The organism is Aerosakkonema sp. BLCC-F183 (genome assembly GCF_041929145.1).
GTDB lineage: Bacteria > Cyanobacteriota > Cyanobacteriia > Cyanobacteriales > Aerosakkonemataceae > Aerosakkonema.
On the sequence record NZ_JBHFNU010000049.1, the window covers coordinates 201,720 to 214,975 of the forward strand.

At 43.5% G+C, this 13,256-nt stretch carries 18 protein-coding genes and 1 pseudogene; 12 read left to right on the forward strand and 7 right to left on the reverse strand.

The annotated features are described in order from the left end of the window. Positions 1–282 precede the first annotated feature (282 nt). Together ACE1CD_RS15020 and ACE1CD_RS15025 are read left to right on the forward strand one after the other, a co-directional pair. Positions 283–513, forward strand: coding sequence for a hypothetical protein (locus ACE1CD_RS15020; protein ID WP_374795552.1), 231 nt, complete (start codon positions 283–285; stop codon positions 511–513). Positions 514–533: 20 nt separating this feature from the next. Then, positions 534–773, forward strand: coding sequence for a hypothetical protein (locus tag ACE1CD_RS15025; RefSeq protein ID WP_374795553.1), 240 nt, complete (start codon positions 534–536; stop codon positions 771–773). Here ACE1CD_RS15025 and ACE1CD_RS15030 read toward each other — a convergent pair. Further along, complete coding sequence (locus ACE1CD_RS15030) at positions 756–893, reverse strand: hypothetical protein (protein ID WP_374795554.1); 138 nt, start codon at positions 891–893, stop codon at positions 756–758. The genes ACE1CD_RS15025 and ACE1CD_RS15030 overlap by 18 nt on opposite strands. On the opposite strand from ACE1CD_RS15030, the gene ACE1CD_RS15035 reads away from it, so the two are divergent. Beyond that, complete coding sequence (locus tag ACE1CD_RS15035; RefSeq protein WP_374825195.1) at positions 849–1,049, forward strand: EF-hand domain-containing protein; 201 nt, start codon at positions 849–851, stop codon at positions 1,047–1,049. The genes ACE1CD_RS15030 and ACE1CD_RS15035 overlap by 45 nt on opposite strands. A 102-nt stretch (positions 1,050–1,151) precedes the next feature. On the opposite strand, the pseudogene ACE1CD_RS15040 reads toward ACE1CD_RS15035, so the two are convergent. Further along, positions 1,152–1,376, reverse strand: a pseudogene (locus ACE1CD_RS15040) (Mu transposase C-terminal domain-containing protein); the annotation flags it as partial. A 192-nt stretch (positions 1,377–1,568) separates the two neighbouring features. On the opposite strand from ACE1CD_RS15040, the gene psb34 reads away from it, so the two are divergent. Then, positions 1,569–1,736 (forward strand): photosystem II assembly protein Psb34, encoded by a 168-nt coding sequence (psb34, locus tag ACE1CD_RS15045; RefSeq protein ID WP_374795555.1) that lies wholly within the window; start codon positions 1,569–1,571, stop codon positions 1,734–1,736. 207 nt (positions 1,737–1,943) lie between these two features. Here the strand turns inward: psb34 and ACE1CD_RS15050 are convergent, their stop codons facing one another. After that, positions 1,944–2,345, reverse strand: a complete 402-nt coding sequence (locus ACE1CD_RS15050; protein ID WP_374795556.1) for a transposase family protein — start codon at positions 2,343–2,345, stop codon at positions 1,944–1,946. A 124-nt stretch (positions 2,346–2,469) separates the two neighbouring features. On the opposite strand from ACE1CD_RS15050, the gene ACE1CD_RS15055 reads away from it, so the two are divergent. From ACE1CD_RS15055 to ACE1CD_RS15065, 3 genes are all read left to right on the forward strand, one after another. Beyond that, a complete protein-coding gene (locus ACE1CD_RS15055) occupies positions 2,470–2,601 on the forward strand; it encodes an ATP-binding domain-containing protein (protein ID WP_374795591.1) in 132 nt (43 codons plus the stop codon). A gap of 134 nt (positions 2,602–2,735) precedes the next feature. Next, positions 2,736–4,013, forward strand: a complete 1,278-nt coding sequence (locus tag ACE1CD_RS15060; protein WP_374825149.1) for an FAD-dependent oxidoreductase — start codon at positions 2,736–2,738, stop codon at positions 4,011–4,013. Positions 4,014–4,068: 55 nt separating this feature from the next. Continuing rightward, the gene (locus ACE1CD_RS15065) at positions 4,069–4,218 is read left to right on the forward strand and encodes a DUF5996 family protein (RefSeq protein ID WP_374795558.1); all 150 of its coding nucleotides are present in this window, start codon (positions 4,069–4,071) and stop codon (positions 4,216–4,218) included. 176 nt (positions 4,219–4,394) lie between these two features. On the opposite strand, the gene ACE1CD_RS15070 is transcribed toward ACE1CD_RS15065, so the two are convergent. Next, on the reverse strand, positions 4,395–5,363 hold the full coding sequence (locus ACE1CD_RS15070) for an SDR family NAD(P)-dependent oxidoreductase (protein ID WP_374825151.1): 969 nt from the start codon (positions 5,361–5,363) through the stop codon (positions 4,395–4,397). 176 nt (positions 5,364–5,539) lie between these two features. Next, complete coding sequence (locus ACE1CD_RS15075) at positions 5,540–6,301, reverse strand: LmeA family phospholipid-binding protein (protein ID WP_374825153.1); 762 nt, start codon at positions 6,299–6,301, stop codon at positions 5,540–5,542. A 147-nt stretch (positions 6,302–6,448) separates the two neighbouring features. Between ACE1CD_RS15075 and ACE1CD_RS15080 the strand changes: the two genes are divergently transcribed. The 3 genes from ACE1CD_RS15080 (at position 6,449) to ACE1CD_RS15090 (ending at position 10,235) form a co-directional block, all read left to right on the forward strand. Beyond that, positions 6,449–6,574 carry a hypothetical protein gene (locus ACE1CD_RS15080; RefSeq protein ID WP_374795561.1) on the forward strand — a complete coding sequence of 42 codons (126 nt, stop codon included), beginning with the start codon at positions 6,449–6,451 and terminating at the stop codon, positions 6,572–6,574. A 130-nt stretch (positions 6,575–6,704) separates the two neighbouring features. Further along, entirely contained in the window at positions 6,705–8,804 is a 2,100-nt protein-coding gene (locus ACE1CD_RS15085; RefSeq protein ID WP_374795562.1) for a RecQ family ATP-dependent DNA helicase, read from the forward strand. Positions 8,805–8,810: 6 nt separating this feature from the next. Continuing rightward, positions 8,811–10,235 carry a DNA-processing protein DprA gene (locus ACE1CD_RS15090; RefSeq protein WP_374825155.1) on the forward strand — a complete coding sequence of 475 codons (1,425 nt, stop codon included), beginning with the start codon at positions 8,811–8,813 and terminating at the stop codon, positions 10,233–10,235. Between the two features lie 322 nt (positions 10,236–10,557). On the opposite strand, the gene ACE1CD_RS15095 is transcribed toward ACE1CD_RS15090, so the two are convergent. Further along, on the reverse strand, positions 10,558–11,847 hold the full coding sequence (locus ACE1CD_RS15095; protein WP_374825157.1) for a DEAD/DEAH box helicase: 1,290 nt from the start codon (positions 11,845–11,847) through the stop codon (positions 10,558–10,560). A gap of 194 nt (positions 11,848–12,041) precedes the next feature. Beyond that, positions 12,042–12,293, reverse strand: coding sequence for an aldo/keto reductase (locus ACE1CD_RS15100; protein ID WP_374795565.1), 252 nt, complete (start codon positions 12,291–12,293; stop codon positions 12,042–12,044). Between the two features lie 69 nt (positions 12,294–12,362). Between ACE1CD_RS15100 and ACE1CD_RS15105 the strand changes: the two genes are divergently transcribed. Then, positions 12,363–12,845: a hypothetical protein gene (locus ACE1CD_RS15105; RefSeq protein WP_374825159.1), complete on the forward strand. Its 483-nt coding sequence runs from the start codon at positions 12,363–12,365 to the stop codon at positions 12,843–12,845. Between the two features lie 133 nt (positions 12,846–12,978). After that, positions 12,979–13,179 carry a hypothetical protein gene (locus ACE1CD_RS15110; RefSeq protein WP_374795567.1) on the forward strand — a complete coding sequence of 67 codons (201 nt, stop codon included), beginning with the start codon at positions 12,979–12,981 and terminating at the stop codon, positions 13,177–13,179. The last annotated feature ends 77 nt before the right edge of the window (positions 13,180–13,256 follow it).

Genomic DNA, 13,256 nt, shown 5'->3' on the forward strand with positions numbered 1-13,256 from the left:
TATATTCTTATAAGTGAGTAATTAGCTGTTTTGGAGATACTTCTCACTTCTTTTTTTGATTTAGGGCTTCTCCCAGCTAGCAGAATCTCCTCCCTAACAAATCGGGCAGTTGGCGATCCTCCATCTTTCTTTTCATCCACCGGAACCAGACTTTACATTTCAGGCTTGACAAAAATCAGGTTTCACATTTAAATTATCACTTAAGTGAATTAAAATGAGATTTGGCAACAACCTGCACCTACTTCTCAAGGTGTAGGCCAGACACTTTCATGGAGGTAGAGGGTGGTTCGGATTCGCGAAGTTGTCCAACAAGCTTTGAAGACGGGTTATCTGACCGTGGAAGCAGAAGCGCAATTGCGGCAGTTATTAGCTTCTAAATACGACTCGGAAGATTTAAACGCCTTTATGAAGTTGCAGCAAGCAGCAATGGGGGGTTATGTGAGACAAGCTTCACGGGAATTACTTTACTCTCGCCGAGAGTGCGGGGAATTTTCCAGTGTTTCCCAAGTCTAATCCTTTTGGGGCTATCGACAATGAAAAGTTTATTTATTCCTTCTGAAGTTGAAGTTTTCCCAGAACCTGTTATTGGTACGGTAGACAAGGTAATTTCACCTCATAAACCCGGACGAGTTAGGTGTTTGGGTAGTTATTGGCCTGCTCAATTATATCAAGTGAATTGCAAAGAGTCAAGGATATTGAGTGGCGTTTTGGGGCAGCGATCGCCTTTAAGACATCCTTATCCTTACTTTGGGGTTTCACTTGAACTCCCATAAGCGAATAATACTGCGATCGCTACTTGCCAACCACTTTCCATCTGGACTAAATGATAGACTTTCTATATTTTCTTTATGACCTCTAAAACTGTCTATTTCCTCCATCGTATCTCCATTCATGAGCTTTTCTTAAGCCCTGGTTTAAGTGCAATCATCTCGGCTGAAACAGGTATCAGTAGTCCCCAAGAATTGCTAGCTATGCATGGAGATAAAGACGGTAGTATCACCTTTGAAGAGTTAAAGGAAGTAGTTAAGAAAGCAAATAATTTAACCTAGCAGTCAAAAACCCAATACCCAATCCCTAAAATCCCTCTCTACCCCGCGCTTTGAGGGATTTGCAATTTCTAACTTGTTCTCTGACTTGAAGTGGTTGCTGCTTCAAGGCTTCAATAATTTCATTCTGGACAAGATTTCGGTTTCCCATCCCATCGCATGAGCGCGGGTGAGAAACACTTCTTTGTTCTCCAGTAGTTGGTAAATATAAATGGTGGTGATGTCGCGGGAATTGTATCGGATGATGGCTGATTCTCCGGCATACGCGGCTAGATGTTCTCCTTGGTAGGTCAAGTTGGCAAACTGAATGTAGCCGCTCCGGTAGACTACTCGGCGTTCGCTATTCGTGCCGTAGGCGTATCACGCCGCATCAGACACATATCTAATTCTCTTTAAACTATAGTCAAAACTTATCATGATTGCCAGAAAGACTCATATACCACAACTCACTTTTCCCTTGATATTTACTAAATTTATCGTTAGATTTATTGATAGAAGGAAACGAAAAAGAGAGGAAAAGAAATGTATCCCACTAATAACGAAGACACTTTGAACAAGAACACTGTTGAACCTACTCTTTACTATGCTGAGTACCCTTCAATTGAGCAGCAGCAGCGTTACCTGTTCCAAGCTGCTCTTTCAGCTCTGTTTGTTACCATGTTAGTTTTAATTGCTTTTGGGGTTAGCTAACAATTAACTTTGATTTCAACCAAAGTTAATTGTGCCTCTTTCTGGAAATTTTTTGGCAAAAACCTCGGCAGAACGGCTGAGGTTTTTGCTATATTTTTACTATAAAAAATGGCGATCGCCATTGGAAAAGATGACTTCGATTGTTAAATAAACTTTGATGACCAACCAAGAAGAAAACATTTTAGAAAATGTTGAGCAAATAGAAAATCAAGACCCCAACATTAGCTTTGAAAATGCTGCCTTAATTATAGGAGTGCAAATCCTACCCCAATCTGAAAGTTCTTTAGATCGTTCCGTCATCATTAGTGCGGGTATCAAAGGAGAAGCACCTCTTCTATCTAGCTGTACGCTACTAAAAGGTTTTCGACAGTTAGTGCATTTAAATTGCCGCCGATTAATTCTTAAAAATACTTCTTTTTCACCCCAAGGTAAATCTTTAATTAAAGAGAAATGATTTTGATGTAAGCGTCTGCTAACACAATTACATAGAGGACAACGATCTGTCTTGTCACGCTTTTCTACCTCTAAAATTATAGTTTCGTCAAAAAACTTCTTCTCTTTAATAATGATTCCAGGTAAATCAAGTATTTCAGTTAGTTGGTGTTCCATTTTTGTTTATGGTTAATTTTTTGAAGTATTAACTAATAGTTTAGCATAATATGTCCTGGAGAACCGAGATGTAGTATACGATTTAGCTGATTTGAATGAAATTACTTTAGCATAGGCAACGACTATCCACAAATCACAAGGTAGCGAATATCCGGTGGTGTTGATGCCTTTGTATACTCAACATTATCTGATGTTAACTCGGAATTTAAGTCTAATTAAAAAATTTCCGATGCTAATGCCAAACTTTTCTGTTTGAAGGATAATGCTCTTCGCTTATCTTGCCTTCGTCAAATTGCGCTCGGCATATATTTTTGAAGCTCGCAAAGTTATAATTTTGGTCGTAAACTAAACTGAATTCTGTTTTGTCGCTAGCAAGCCATAGGATTTGATATGAACGTTGTCATTGTGGGTGCGGGGCCTGCGGGTCTGTTCTTAGCCCATCAGCTACTTGCTCTTAGCCCAAGCTACAGAGTACAGCTGTATGAATCTAACCCAAATCCAACCGATTTAGAGCCGCTTAACAACCGAGGATTTGGTCTGGGATTAGGAGCAAGAGTACGGCAGTGGTTGAACGGTATTGCGGGGCTAGAGGAACAGTTAGCATCTCAAGGAGTAGAATTCAATCCAGGTGGACTGATCTTGATTCCGCATCGTCAACTCTGTGCATTGCTCGTGCGAACGCTCCGGCTCGATCGGAGCGAACAAACTCCTGATGGGAATCCCAGACTATCTGTTAACTTTAACGCTTCAGTTGTAGATGTCGATCTCGTCCGTCATGAGATCGAAGTAGAAAGAGAGTTTGGTAGTGAAACCGTCACCTACGATCTTCTTGTCGGCGCAGATGGAATTCACTCGCTTGTCCGTCGTGCCATGATGGTTTCACTACCAGAGGAAATCCAATTTCAACAACAGCAACGTCCACAAGTTTGGAAAGCCCTACAACTACCAGTACAGCCAGAACTCCAGCACCCACTGCGTATCCTGCGACTGCAAACGCGCAGTCGCAGATTTGGTTTTGTGTTTGGTGGCTGCTTACCGCAAAAACAGGGTGGTTTCATCGCCTTGATTTTCTGGCAACCGACAGGGAATCAAGATCGGCTTAACCCTGGTGGAATTGCAACGATAGAGGAATTAGAGCAATTATTGCAACAGATGACTCCCAAATCCATACCTGTACTCCAGCTTGACCCAGAACAGGCAGCTGCATTCCTGGCAGCCCGACCCGGACATGAATACTGGAGTCAATGTCGCTGCTATCATCATCTGGAAGGTCGAGCCGTCTTGATCGGAGATGCAGCACATGGGATGTTTAGTCTTTTGGGACAAGGCTGCACTGCGGCGATCGCCGATGCGGTTGCTCTTAGCACGTTGCTTGGGCAGTACGACAATCAATTATCGAGCGTGTTACCGCAATTTTCGGCTCAGCAAGTTAAAGAAGGCCATGCCGCGTCCGATCTGAATCTAATAACACTTGTTTTTTACCATCGCTGGTTAGGACTTTTCTACAAAGTTTTCACGTTACTATGGATCTTTGTTCTCAAACAACCAAGCATCTTTGCTCAGCTTAATCAAGTGGATGCCAGCTATGCGCGAGTACTCCGTAACAACCAATTGTGGGTATGGCTAGCTAAACAACTTTTTAAAGATAATAAAAGCAGTATAGTTTGAATTTTGAATTCAAAAAATGGTCAATATCGGTTGGTGGCATTAGTCACGCAAAACAATGGCTTTATTCCGGTCACAGTTTATTGGTAAATCCAGCCCTGTGCATTTCTTTTGGGGCAGCTTCGATCTAGCTGTGACTCGTTTCTCCGGTCGTCCTGCGCCAAGTCAAATGCTAATTGAGTATATTTCATTTTCGTTTCTTTCATAAAGGAAATAGTCAAAATAATTTCCCCTTTATTACCACGTAAGTGGTAATTTTATCGAGGCATAGCCAAATTGAAATCCTGTATTTTACTATTGCTTCACTCAGTTGTGTCATTCGATTTTAAATTTTAGATTGATTTGGTGTTTGTCCGCTTGATAAATCTAATTACTCAAACTAAATTAAACTTTTGGCGCTCCCAAAGTAGTTAATAATAACAATGACCAAGGTATATTAATATTCGGGATTAGCCATGAGTATTTTCGCAGTGCAGGTATAGCAAAGGGAATGAGAAATCTTAGCGATCGCAATGATACAGGTCGATCGCCATTTTTGTCTACTAATCTATAATGTTGAGCTAATTCAGCGACAATTTGTACTTTCCCCGTGCGACCCATGACCGTCGGATCTGCTGCCAGTGCCGCAATTACCCGTCCTGTCAGCAAAGGAGTTTCCCAATTGTACCCCTCCCTAAACACAGAACTTTGTGGGTCTGTTGCCTCATTAGACCTCATTTGAGCGGCTAAACGAGTGATATGTTCGGTGCCTACAATTCCCGGCCAAATGGAAAGTGAGGTAATATGATGTGGCTTTAATTCGATCGCCATATCTGCGGCTAGGCGATCGCAAGCAGCTTTACCCACAGTATACGGCACGCCAAAAATGTAAGACAAACCACCCCAAGAAGAAATGGTACAAATCAATCCCTGGCGATGTTGTGTCATCATTCTAGCCGCAAAAACACTAGCTACATAATGGCTACGCAATCCCACGTTATTACAAGCATCCCAAAAATTTGGTTCTGATTCCCAAAAACCTTTGCCAGAAGCATCTGTTAATACTTGTACTCCTGAATAAACATTGTTCACCAATATATCAAGTTTCCCCTGTTCATCTTGAATGCGATCGAATAATAAACGCACTTGTTCATCGTCGCTATGATCTACTTGAACGGGTATGCAAATCCCACCTGCGGCGGTAACGGCTAATTCAGTTTCTCGGAGACTACCAGAACGATCGTCAGATTCTAGAGTGCGACCTGTAATATATACAGTAGCACCAGCTTCACCCAGCCCAACGGCAATTCCTTTGCCTAGTCCTCGCGTTGCACCAGTGACTAATGCTATTTTACCTTCTAGGGGGTTGTTCATAATTTGTTACCGCTCGCACTAATAACATTTTAAAGCCCAAGCGAGAAAACGTTCAACGTAGTATAAAGCTAGTTGATTGTTCACGCCATTAAAAAATGTATCAAAAACGAAAACGAGAATAAATAAATTTTATTAATGGCGGCTTTGCCTTGTTCGGTTAGATGCGATCGATTGGTTCAATTAGACAGAAAATATTCAACATAGGCATTAGCTTGCACGATTATTTGATTTGTTTCATTGTTAAGTTGTTGAATGTGGAAAGTAGTACCGCGATTAGCAATATCATGAAAACTTAAAATATTGCTTACTTGGGCGAATATAGCATTAACATATTCGGCTGGTATTTCACTTTTTTCAATATTCTGTCGAACTAGAATAACTGCACGGCCATTTATCTCAATTTGGGGTAAAGTAATGTAAGTTTCAAAGTAATTTACTTCGGGATTAACCGATTGGAAATGAAATGCGATCGCGCCACCTTCTCTTAACTCACACTTTACCTGCTGAAGTGGAATTTCATTTGGCTGTTTTTCGCATAAAGATGCTGATTCAGCATTAATAAAAGCCGTCAATTGTTCTTGAGTAATTGTCATTTTGACTGACCCTTTTGCCGGATACAATAGTTCAATTTGGCGATGCCTAACGCTTTGAAGATTAACAGCAGAAGCACCGATATCAAACTTAAATTCTGCTACTCGTAGATGGGGTCGCAGCAGAAAGCCAAACATCTCAATAGTGAGAGCATCTAATTTACCAGCTAACAAATCCTTGAAATTGGCTTTGACCCGAACTTGTAGGCGTTCTGCATCGACCAACCTCGACAATACCATCTCAATAAACTTGTTTACTGCTTGTTCGAGAAGCTTGCTTTTTGCTTGAGTCACGGCTTTTAGTTGTGGCAACTCATTAATAATATCTTCAAAACTAAAATATTGCATTCTTTAGGAGCGTAGAAAAAGAATTAATCCGAAAATAAATAAATAAATCACTATCTGTCAAAAAAGCTACAGCCAAGAAGCTCCCAATTCAATCAATGGATGTGGTAAAATTTGACCAATGGGAAAACTGCCAGAAAAGCCATTTGAATGAACCAAGCACAACAAAAATTACTCGCTGTCGAACAGCGCATAGAAGTCCGGGTGCAAGATATTCGTACTTCTCGTGACTGGTGGCCGTGTCGCCGGGGATGCGATCGATGTTGTCGTCAGTGATGTATTTTAATAGTTATTCAACCTCAGTGCGCGATTTCTCTGGATAGTTGCCACTGCCGGAGATACACATTCTCATCAGCTATCAGCTTTAATAGAAGAGACAGGTGGCTTTCTCAAACTCGGTCTGGATATGACAACAGAGATTAGAAATCAGGCGTTATTACTTCTCCGTCAAGCTCTTAATAACCCGACAGGAGACTTTCGAGATGGACAATGGGAAGCGATTTCTGCCTTAATCCAGAATCAAGCGCGGTTACTGGTTGTGCAACGTACTGGTTGGGGGAAAAGTTTAGTCTATTTTCTGGCAACTCGATTGCTACGAGATGCTGGTGCTGGTTCAACACTCCTCATTTCACCACTCCTGGCTCTCATGCGAAACCAAATTGCCGCAGCCGAAAGCATTGGCGTTAAAGCGGCGACGATTAACTCTAGTAATACAGAAGAATGGGAACCGATAAAAGCTCAGTTGCTAGCAGGAAGAGTCGATATCCTACTGATTTCCCCTGAGCGACTGGCAAATGAGAAATTTCGAGAAACCGTTCTGTTCCCAATATCTCAAAGAATTGGATTATTTGTCGTTGATGAAGCCCATTGTATCTCTGACTGGGGACACGATTTTCGTCCCGACTATCGGCGCATTGTTCGGGTTTTGCAAGCACTTCCTCAGAACATTCCAGTGCTTGCCACAACCGCCACAGCTAACAACAGAGTGGTTAACGATATCATTGCTCAACTGGGAGCCAATCTGCGCGTATCAAGAGGCTCCCTGACCCGAAAAAGCTTGCAATTGCAAAATATCAAGCTTCCCAGCCCAGCAGCACGAATGGCATGGTTAGCCGAATACCTTCCAAACTTACCTGGTAGCGGCATTATTTACACGCTCACTGTCAGAGACGCCGAACGAGTTGCCGATTGGTTACAGACACAAGGAATTGATGCTAAAGCTTACCACAGCGAACTAACTAATGAAGAACGTTTAGCATTAGAAGACCAACTGCTCAAAAATGAAATCAAAGCATTGGTATCAACTACTGCTTTAGGAATGGGCTTTGATAAACCCGATTTAGGATTTGTCATTCATTACCAACGTCCAGGTTCTGTTGTTCATTATTATCAACAAGTGGGACGAGCAGGTAGAGCGGTAGAGCAAGCTTATGGAATTCTTCTTAGCGGTGATGAAGACGACGAAATTACCAATTATTTCATCAGAACCGCATTTCCCCCAGAAGCTCATGTTCAGGAAGTTTTAAGAGCTTTAGAACAGGTAGATGATGGCTTTTCCGTTCCTCAACTAGAGCAGCAACTCAATCTTTCTAGAGGACAAATTGAAAAGGTTTTGAAAGTCCTGTCGCTGGAGTCTCCCGCACCTGTAACTAAGCAAGGCTCCAAGTGGTATGCTACGCCAGTTCATTATCAACCAGACAATGAGAAAATCGAACAGTTGACGCAAATCCGCCGATCTGAACAAGCTCGGATGCTGGAATATATGGAAAGTCAAGAATGCTTAATGACTTTTCTAGCAATAGAATTAGATGATCCAAACCCAACTGTTTGCGGAAAATGTACTGTGTGCTTGGGTAGACCTTTATTGCCAGAGAGCTACTCCCTAGAACGGGTCAATCAAGCAATCCAGTATCTACGTCGCAGTGACCAAATCATTGAACCCCGTAAACAATGGCCCTCACAAGCACTACCAATGTATGGCTTTTCAGGGAATATTCGAGACAATTTACGAGCAGCGGAGGGAAGGGCATTGTCTCTCTGGGGTGATGCAGGTTGGGGAGAATTAGTTAAACAGGGTAAATATCGGGATAATCATTTTGATGATGATCTGGTGCAGGGTGCTTTTGAGATGATTCAACGTTGGCAACCTCAGCCTTTTCCAACTTGGGTAACTTGCGTTCCCTCATTGAATCGTCCAGAACTCGTACCAAATTTAGCCCAACGACTTGCTGATAAATTAGGTTTACCCTTTAAGCCAGTTGTTCGGAAAGTCCGCCAAAATCAACAACAAAAAGAGATGAGTAATAGTTACCAACAAGCTCATAATTTAGATGGTGTATTTGAGGTTGACACTTGGCAAGGCATGAAAGGTTCAGTTTTCTTAATTGATGATATGGTAGATTCTCGCTGGACTTTTACTGTCATTGCTGCGCTTTTACGTCGTGCTGGAAGTGGTGAGGTTTTTCCTCTGGCATTGGCACTCAATTCTTTGGAGCAAGCGGATTAGAAAATTATGGCTTACCATCTGCTGTCACCAGATACTCAAGCAATTTTATTGTTGTGTGCCAGCTTTGGGCAAAATCGGCAAATTGAACCGCAGCCCCTGACGCTTAGTGAGTATAACGCCGTAGCGGGCTGGTTGCGGGAAAATGAGATGAGTCCAAGAGATCTGCTGAATCCAACTTTCAAAAATCGGTTATCGAAAGTTTGCGTTGGCAAGCTCGACTCTGACAGGCTGGTAGCTTTACTAGAACGAGGTGTCATGCTGGGCTTGGCAGTCGAGAAGTGGACGAATCAAGGACTATGGGTGCTGGGACGAGGTGACTCTCAGTATCCCAAGCGTCTTAAACAGAGACTAAGACATTCAGCACCAGCAATTCTCTATGGGATTGGTAATATAGAACTACTCACTGAGGGAGGGTTGGCTGTTGTCGGTTCTCGTGATGTTGATGAAGAAGGACTGGGCTATACCCAGAGAGTTGCACAAGCTTGTGCTGAACAAGGAATACAGGTAGTTTCCGGTGGGGCACGTGGGGTAGATTCTTCGGCTATGCTGGCAGTTTTAGAAGTAGGTGGAACCGCTGTAGGTGTACTCGCTGATAGCTTAAGCAAGGCAGCAGTAGCTGGCAAGTATCGTGCTGGCATTAAAGAAGGGAGACTTACCCTAATTTCTGCCGTCGATCCTGGTGCTAGCTTCAACGCTGGTAATGCGATGGGTCGAAACAAGTATATCTATGCCTTAGCTGATTATGCCCTCGTCGTCAGTTCCTCAGTTGGTAAGGGTGGTACTTGGGCGGGTGCTACCGAAGCGTTGGAAAAAATAAAGGATGTCCCGGTTTTTGTGCGAATGCAGGGAACTGTACCAGAAGGTAATCGGCAACTGCTTAAAAAGGGAGCAAAGCTTTTTCCAGAAACACCTTGGAATAATTCGTTGAGGACACTTTTAGACGCAGCTACATCACAAGAAGTTGAACCAATAAAGACGGAAGTGGAAGCAGCAAATGTTGTGGCAAATGAACCTTCAGGAGTCGCAAACTCATTTGCAGATACACTTTTCCCTGTCAATCATTCATCTATATTAGAGATTGAACCAACAAAGGCTGAAGTGGAAGCGATAGAATCTGAGGCAGTAGATGTTGTAACAAATAAACGCTTAATGGTAGCAGACTCATTTGCAGGTATGCTTTTCCCTGCCAATCAGCCATCTCCAAAAGACATCTACGAAGCAGTTTTACCATTTATCCTCAATCATTTAGAGCAGCCCCAGGATGCAAAATCTCTTGCCGAATGCCTGGATGTACGAAAAGGGCAGATAGAGGATTGGTTAAATAGAGCTGTCAAAGACGGTAAGGTGAGAAAAACAAAGAAGCCAGTGGCTTATGTAGCCAATCAGGAACCCGCTTTATTATCTTTGCTGGAAAAGAACGGCGGAACTTAGTTTCAGATGCCGTTGGCACGACCAAGCAGCGATCGCACTTTCCTGACAACCCAAGGAAAACCCTACTTCGACTTTCTTTTCGACTTGGGCGGCGTTCGGTGTGCGCCAAAGTATTTTTCACGCTCGGTAGCGCAACCATACTCGCAACTGTTGCGGAATTTGGTCTTTTTGTTCTTTGGTGAGTGTATTGTAAAGGGCTAAAGCACGATCGCCTCTAAAATACACACCAATCCTATTTGAATTGTAATTCAGCGCAATAAATCCCCGACTTCTCTTGTGAAGTCGAGGATCTCACCTTCTTTAGGCGGTAATCGCAGGAGGCTTAAGCAGTGCGGAGCCGTTTTCGATCGCGATTCCCTGCTTTTGCGGACTTTTGGGTGCGGGTGGGTGTGGATGGTGCCTGGGACTTTGCGCGGTTACTGCGACGTTGATTCGATCGCTTCGGCTTCGGTTGCTCTGCCTTAGATTGGACAATTGATGTTGGCTCGTACCCTGGAACCACAGATGAGGCAAGGGTTTTATTGAGCAACCGTTCGATGTCCTTCAGAAGCGGATATTCATCTTCACAGACCAGGGAAACGGCTCGTCCAACGTTTCCAGCGCGACCTGTGCGACCGATGCGATGCACGTAGTCTTCTGGGACGTTGGGCAGTTCAAAGTTTACCACATGGGGAAGCTGGTCGATATCTAGTCCCCGCGATGCTACGTCGGTAGCCACTAATACCCGCACTTTCCCTTGCTTAAAATCTTGCAGGGCACGGGTGCGGGCTGCCTGAGTTTTGTTGCCATGAATTGCGGTGCTTTTCAGCCCATCTTTAGCAAGCTGCTCGGCTAGACGGTTGGCTCCGTGTTTAGTGCGGGTGAACACTAGTACCTGTTTCCAATTGTGGAACCCGATCATATAAGAAAGGAGTTCTCGCTTGCGATCGCGATCGACAGGATGAACCACCTGTTCCACCTGTTCGGCGGCGGTATTGCGGGGAGCCACTTCGATCTGGATTGGAGACTTTAGCAGAGTTTTGGCAAGCTGCTGGATCTCTTTCGAGAAAGTGGCAGAAAACATCAGCGTTTGCCGCGAGGGGGGCAATTTCGCCAAAATTTTGCGGATGTCGTGGATGAAGCCCATATCTAACATCCGATCGCATTCATCCAGCACCAGTATCTCTATCTGGGATAGGTCTACGGTCTTTTGCCCAAGGTGGTCGAGCAACCGACCGGGCGTAGCGACTAGAATATCAATTCCCCGACGCAGCGAAAGAATTTGCGGCCCAATTCCGACGCCGCCATAGATCGCTGTCGATCGCAGGGACAGGTATTTGCCATAGGTTTGGACGCTATCTTTGACCTGATCTGCCAATTCGCGAGTGGGGGTGAGGATCAGGGCGCGAGGCTTGCGATGCCCGTTGTTGGGGTTGGTAGTGTCCAGGAGTTGCAGTAGAGGCAGGGTAAAGCCAGCCGTCTTGCCCGTTCCAGTTTGGGCGCTGGCGAAAACGTCTTGCCCTTTGAGGATGGCGGGAATTGCTTGCTGCTGAATGGGGGTTGGTGAGGTGTAGCCAGAGTCAGCAACAGCACGAAGCAGGTCGGTCGAAAGACCGAGGTTACGAAATGTCATGGATGCGATCGCTCCTAGTAATGCCCCTAACCCAAATCAAATACCTGGGGCCAGTCTAAGAGCAAAAAATTTATGTTTCAGTTGGATAGCTGGAATCAGCTTTTTTCCAATGCGCCAGTAACAGACCGGAATGTATTGGCAGATATTTATTATAACAGAAATTATGATTCTTTATCTAGAGTGCGAGGAAAGGGCTATTTCGACTTTCTTTTTGACTTAGGTGGTGTTCGGTGTTGCCAACGAGAAGCGATTGCTTGTGAAATCACTTCTTCTGCACCTCCTTCTCCATACATTTCTGCCGTGTCGATTAAAGACAAACCCAAATCGAGTCCATGACGCAAGGCATCAATTTCGCTTTGGCGATGTTTGACATTTTCTCCCATCTGCCAAGTACCCATACCAAGAACGGGTATTAGTTGTCCAGAGGGTAATTCAAGAGTTCGCATGGTACTTTTCATCCTTTAATCGGTTAATATGATAGGAATAAATGATAAACAATCGAGGCGAAAATTATCATGAACCTAAGAAGGATTATTTTAGTTACTGTTTGCAGTTTACCGTTTTCTTTATCTCTATCATTTGCAGTAGGAGGGATATCAAGAGCAGACCAACCGTGTCAAGCTTATTTAGATACCAGTCGAGGAATTGATGATGAGAAAAACAACTGCCCGATCACGGTGGGAAATTTTTCAATTCGAGGAACTTTTTCTAGCTCGAATTGGCAGGCTTCTTTTTGGGCGTATGAACCTGCTTATTACATTCTCCATGTGAAAAACAAGCAAAATGGTAATACGGTTAACTTAACAGGTTTCAATGTCACGGGTACGACAAGCCGACCGCAGTACCGATTTACCGATTCAGAGCGAAATGTTAACTATATTATAACTTTTCGATATTCAGATCCCAACACGCTCCGATTGGAAATCTACCAAAATAATCGAGCGATTGCCAATGAATTGCTTGTACGGGAATCAGATAAACTCATCGGCGGGCCTTGATGGAAATTTGTTCGTAATTTTTGTGGCAGTAGCGTTTAAAAATATTTGGCACTTCGTTATGCAAAACTACTCTATCTAAATTGCTTTCAGCAGAAAAAAGGTATTAGAAGACCCAGAGGTTTGGAGAAATGCCTTGGGTCGTTCCCTAACGCCTCAAGGCTTGGTGATGCCTGTAATAGCACAATATGAATCATTTCCTTGGGTGGCTGTGACAGGACGGCGGTTATTTGCACAATTAGAAACAACTTTTGACGATCGCTACTTTATGGCATCTAATGAGTTAAACCTTCTCAATACTATCCTACTTGAAGATGAAGCGGAGAAAACATTTTAGATTTTACTTCCCTCTGCTCGTTGCCAATAAACCAAAGTAAAAAGATGAAAAAACGGTCGTAAAAATTGGCTTGAATC

What these genes read in the sequence shown, in the direction of transcription:
- ACE1CD_RS15025 (WP_374795553.1), top strand. Translation starts at nt 534, where the DNA reads ATGAAAAGTTTATTTATTCCTTCTGAAGTTGAAGTTTTCCCAGAACCT.
- ACE1CD_RS15100 (WP_374795565.1), bottom strand. Translation starts at nt 12,293, where the DNA reads ATGCGAACTCTTGAATTACCCTCTGGACAACTAATACCCGTTCTTGGT.
- ACE1CD_RS15080 (WP_374795561.1), top strand. Translation starts at nt 6,449, where the DNA reads ATGAACCAAGCACAACAAAAATTACTCGCTGTCGAACAGCGCATAGAA.
- ACE1CD_RS15075 (WP_374825153.1), bottom strand. Translation starts at nt 6,301, where the DNA reads ATGCAATATTTTAGTTTTGAAGATATTATTAATGAGTTGCCACAACTA.
- ACE1CD_RS15035 (WP_374825195.1), top strand. Translation starts at nt 849, where the DNA reads ATGACCTCTAAAACTGTCTATTTCCTCCATCGTATCTCCATTCATGAG.
- ACE1CD_RS15095 (WP_374825157.1), bottom strand. Translation starts at nt 11,847, where the DNA reads ATGACATTTCGTAACCTCGGTCTTTCGACCGACCTGCTTCGTGCTGTT.
- ACE1CD_RS15070 (WP_374825151.1), bottom strand. Translation starts at nt 5,363, where the DNA reads ATGAACAACCCCCTAGAAGGTAAAATAGCATTAGTCACTGGTGCAACG.
- ACE1CD_RS15030 (WP_374795554.1), bottom strand. Translation starts at nt 893, where the DNA reads ATGAATGGAGATACGATGGAGGAAATAGACAGTTTTAGAGGTCATAAA.
- ACE1CD_RS15105 (WP_374825159.1), top strand. Translation starts at nt 12,363, where the DNA reads ATGAACCTAAGAAGGATTATTTTAGTTACTGTTTGCAGTTTACCGTTT.
- ACE1CD_RS15060 (WP_374825149.1), top strand. Translation starts at nt 2,736, where the DNA reads ATGAACGTTGTCATTGTGGGTGCGGGGCCTGCGGGTCTGTTCTTAGCC.
- ACE1CD_RS15090 (WP_374825155.1), top strand. Translation starts at nt 8,811, where the DNA reads ATGGCTTACCATCTGCTGTCACCAGATACTCAAGCAATTTTATTGTTG.
- ACE1CD_RS15065 (WP_374795558.1), top strand. Translation starts at nt 4,069, where the DNA reads ATGGCTTTATTCCGGTCACAGTTTATTGGTAAATCCAGCCCTGTGCAT.
- psb34 (WP_374795555.1), top strand. Translation starts at nt 1,569, where the DNA reads ATGTATCCCACTAATAACGAAGACACTTTGAACAAGAACACTGTTGAA.
- ACE1CD_RS15050 (WP_374795556.1), bottom strand. Translation starts at nt 2,345, where the DNA reads ATGGAACACCAACTAACTGAAATACTTGATTTACCTGGAATCATTATT.
- ACE1CD_RS15085 (WP_374795562.1), top strand. Translation starts at nt 6,705, where the DNA reads ATGACAACAGAGATTAGAAATCAGGCGTTATTACTTCTCCGTCAAGCT.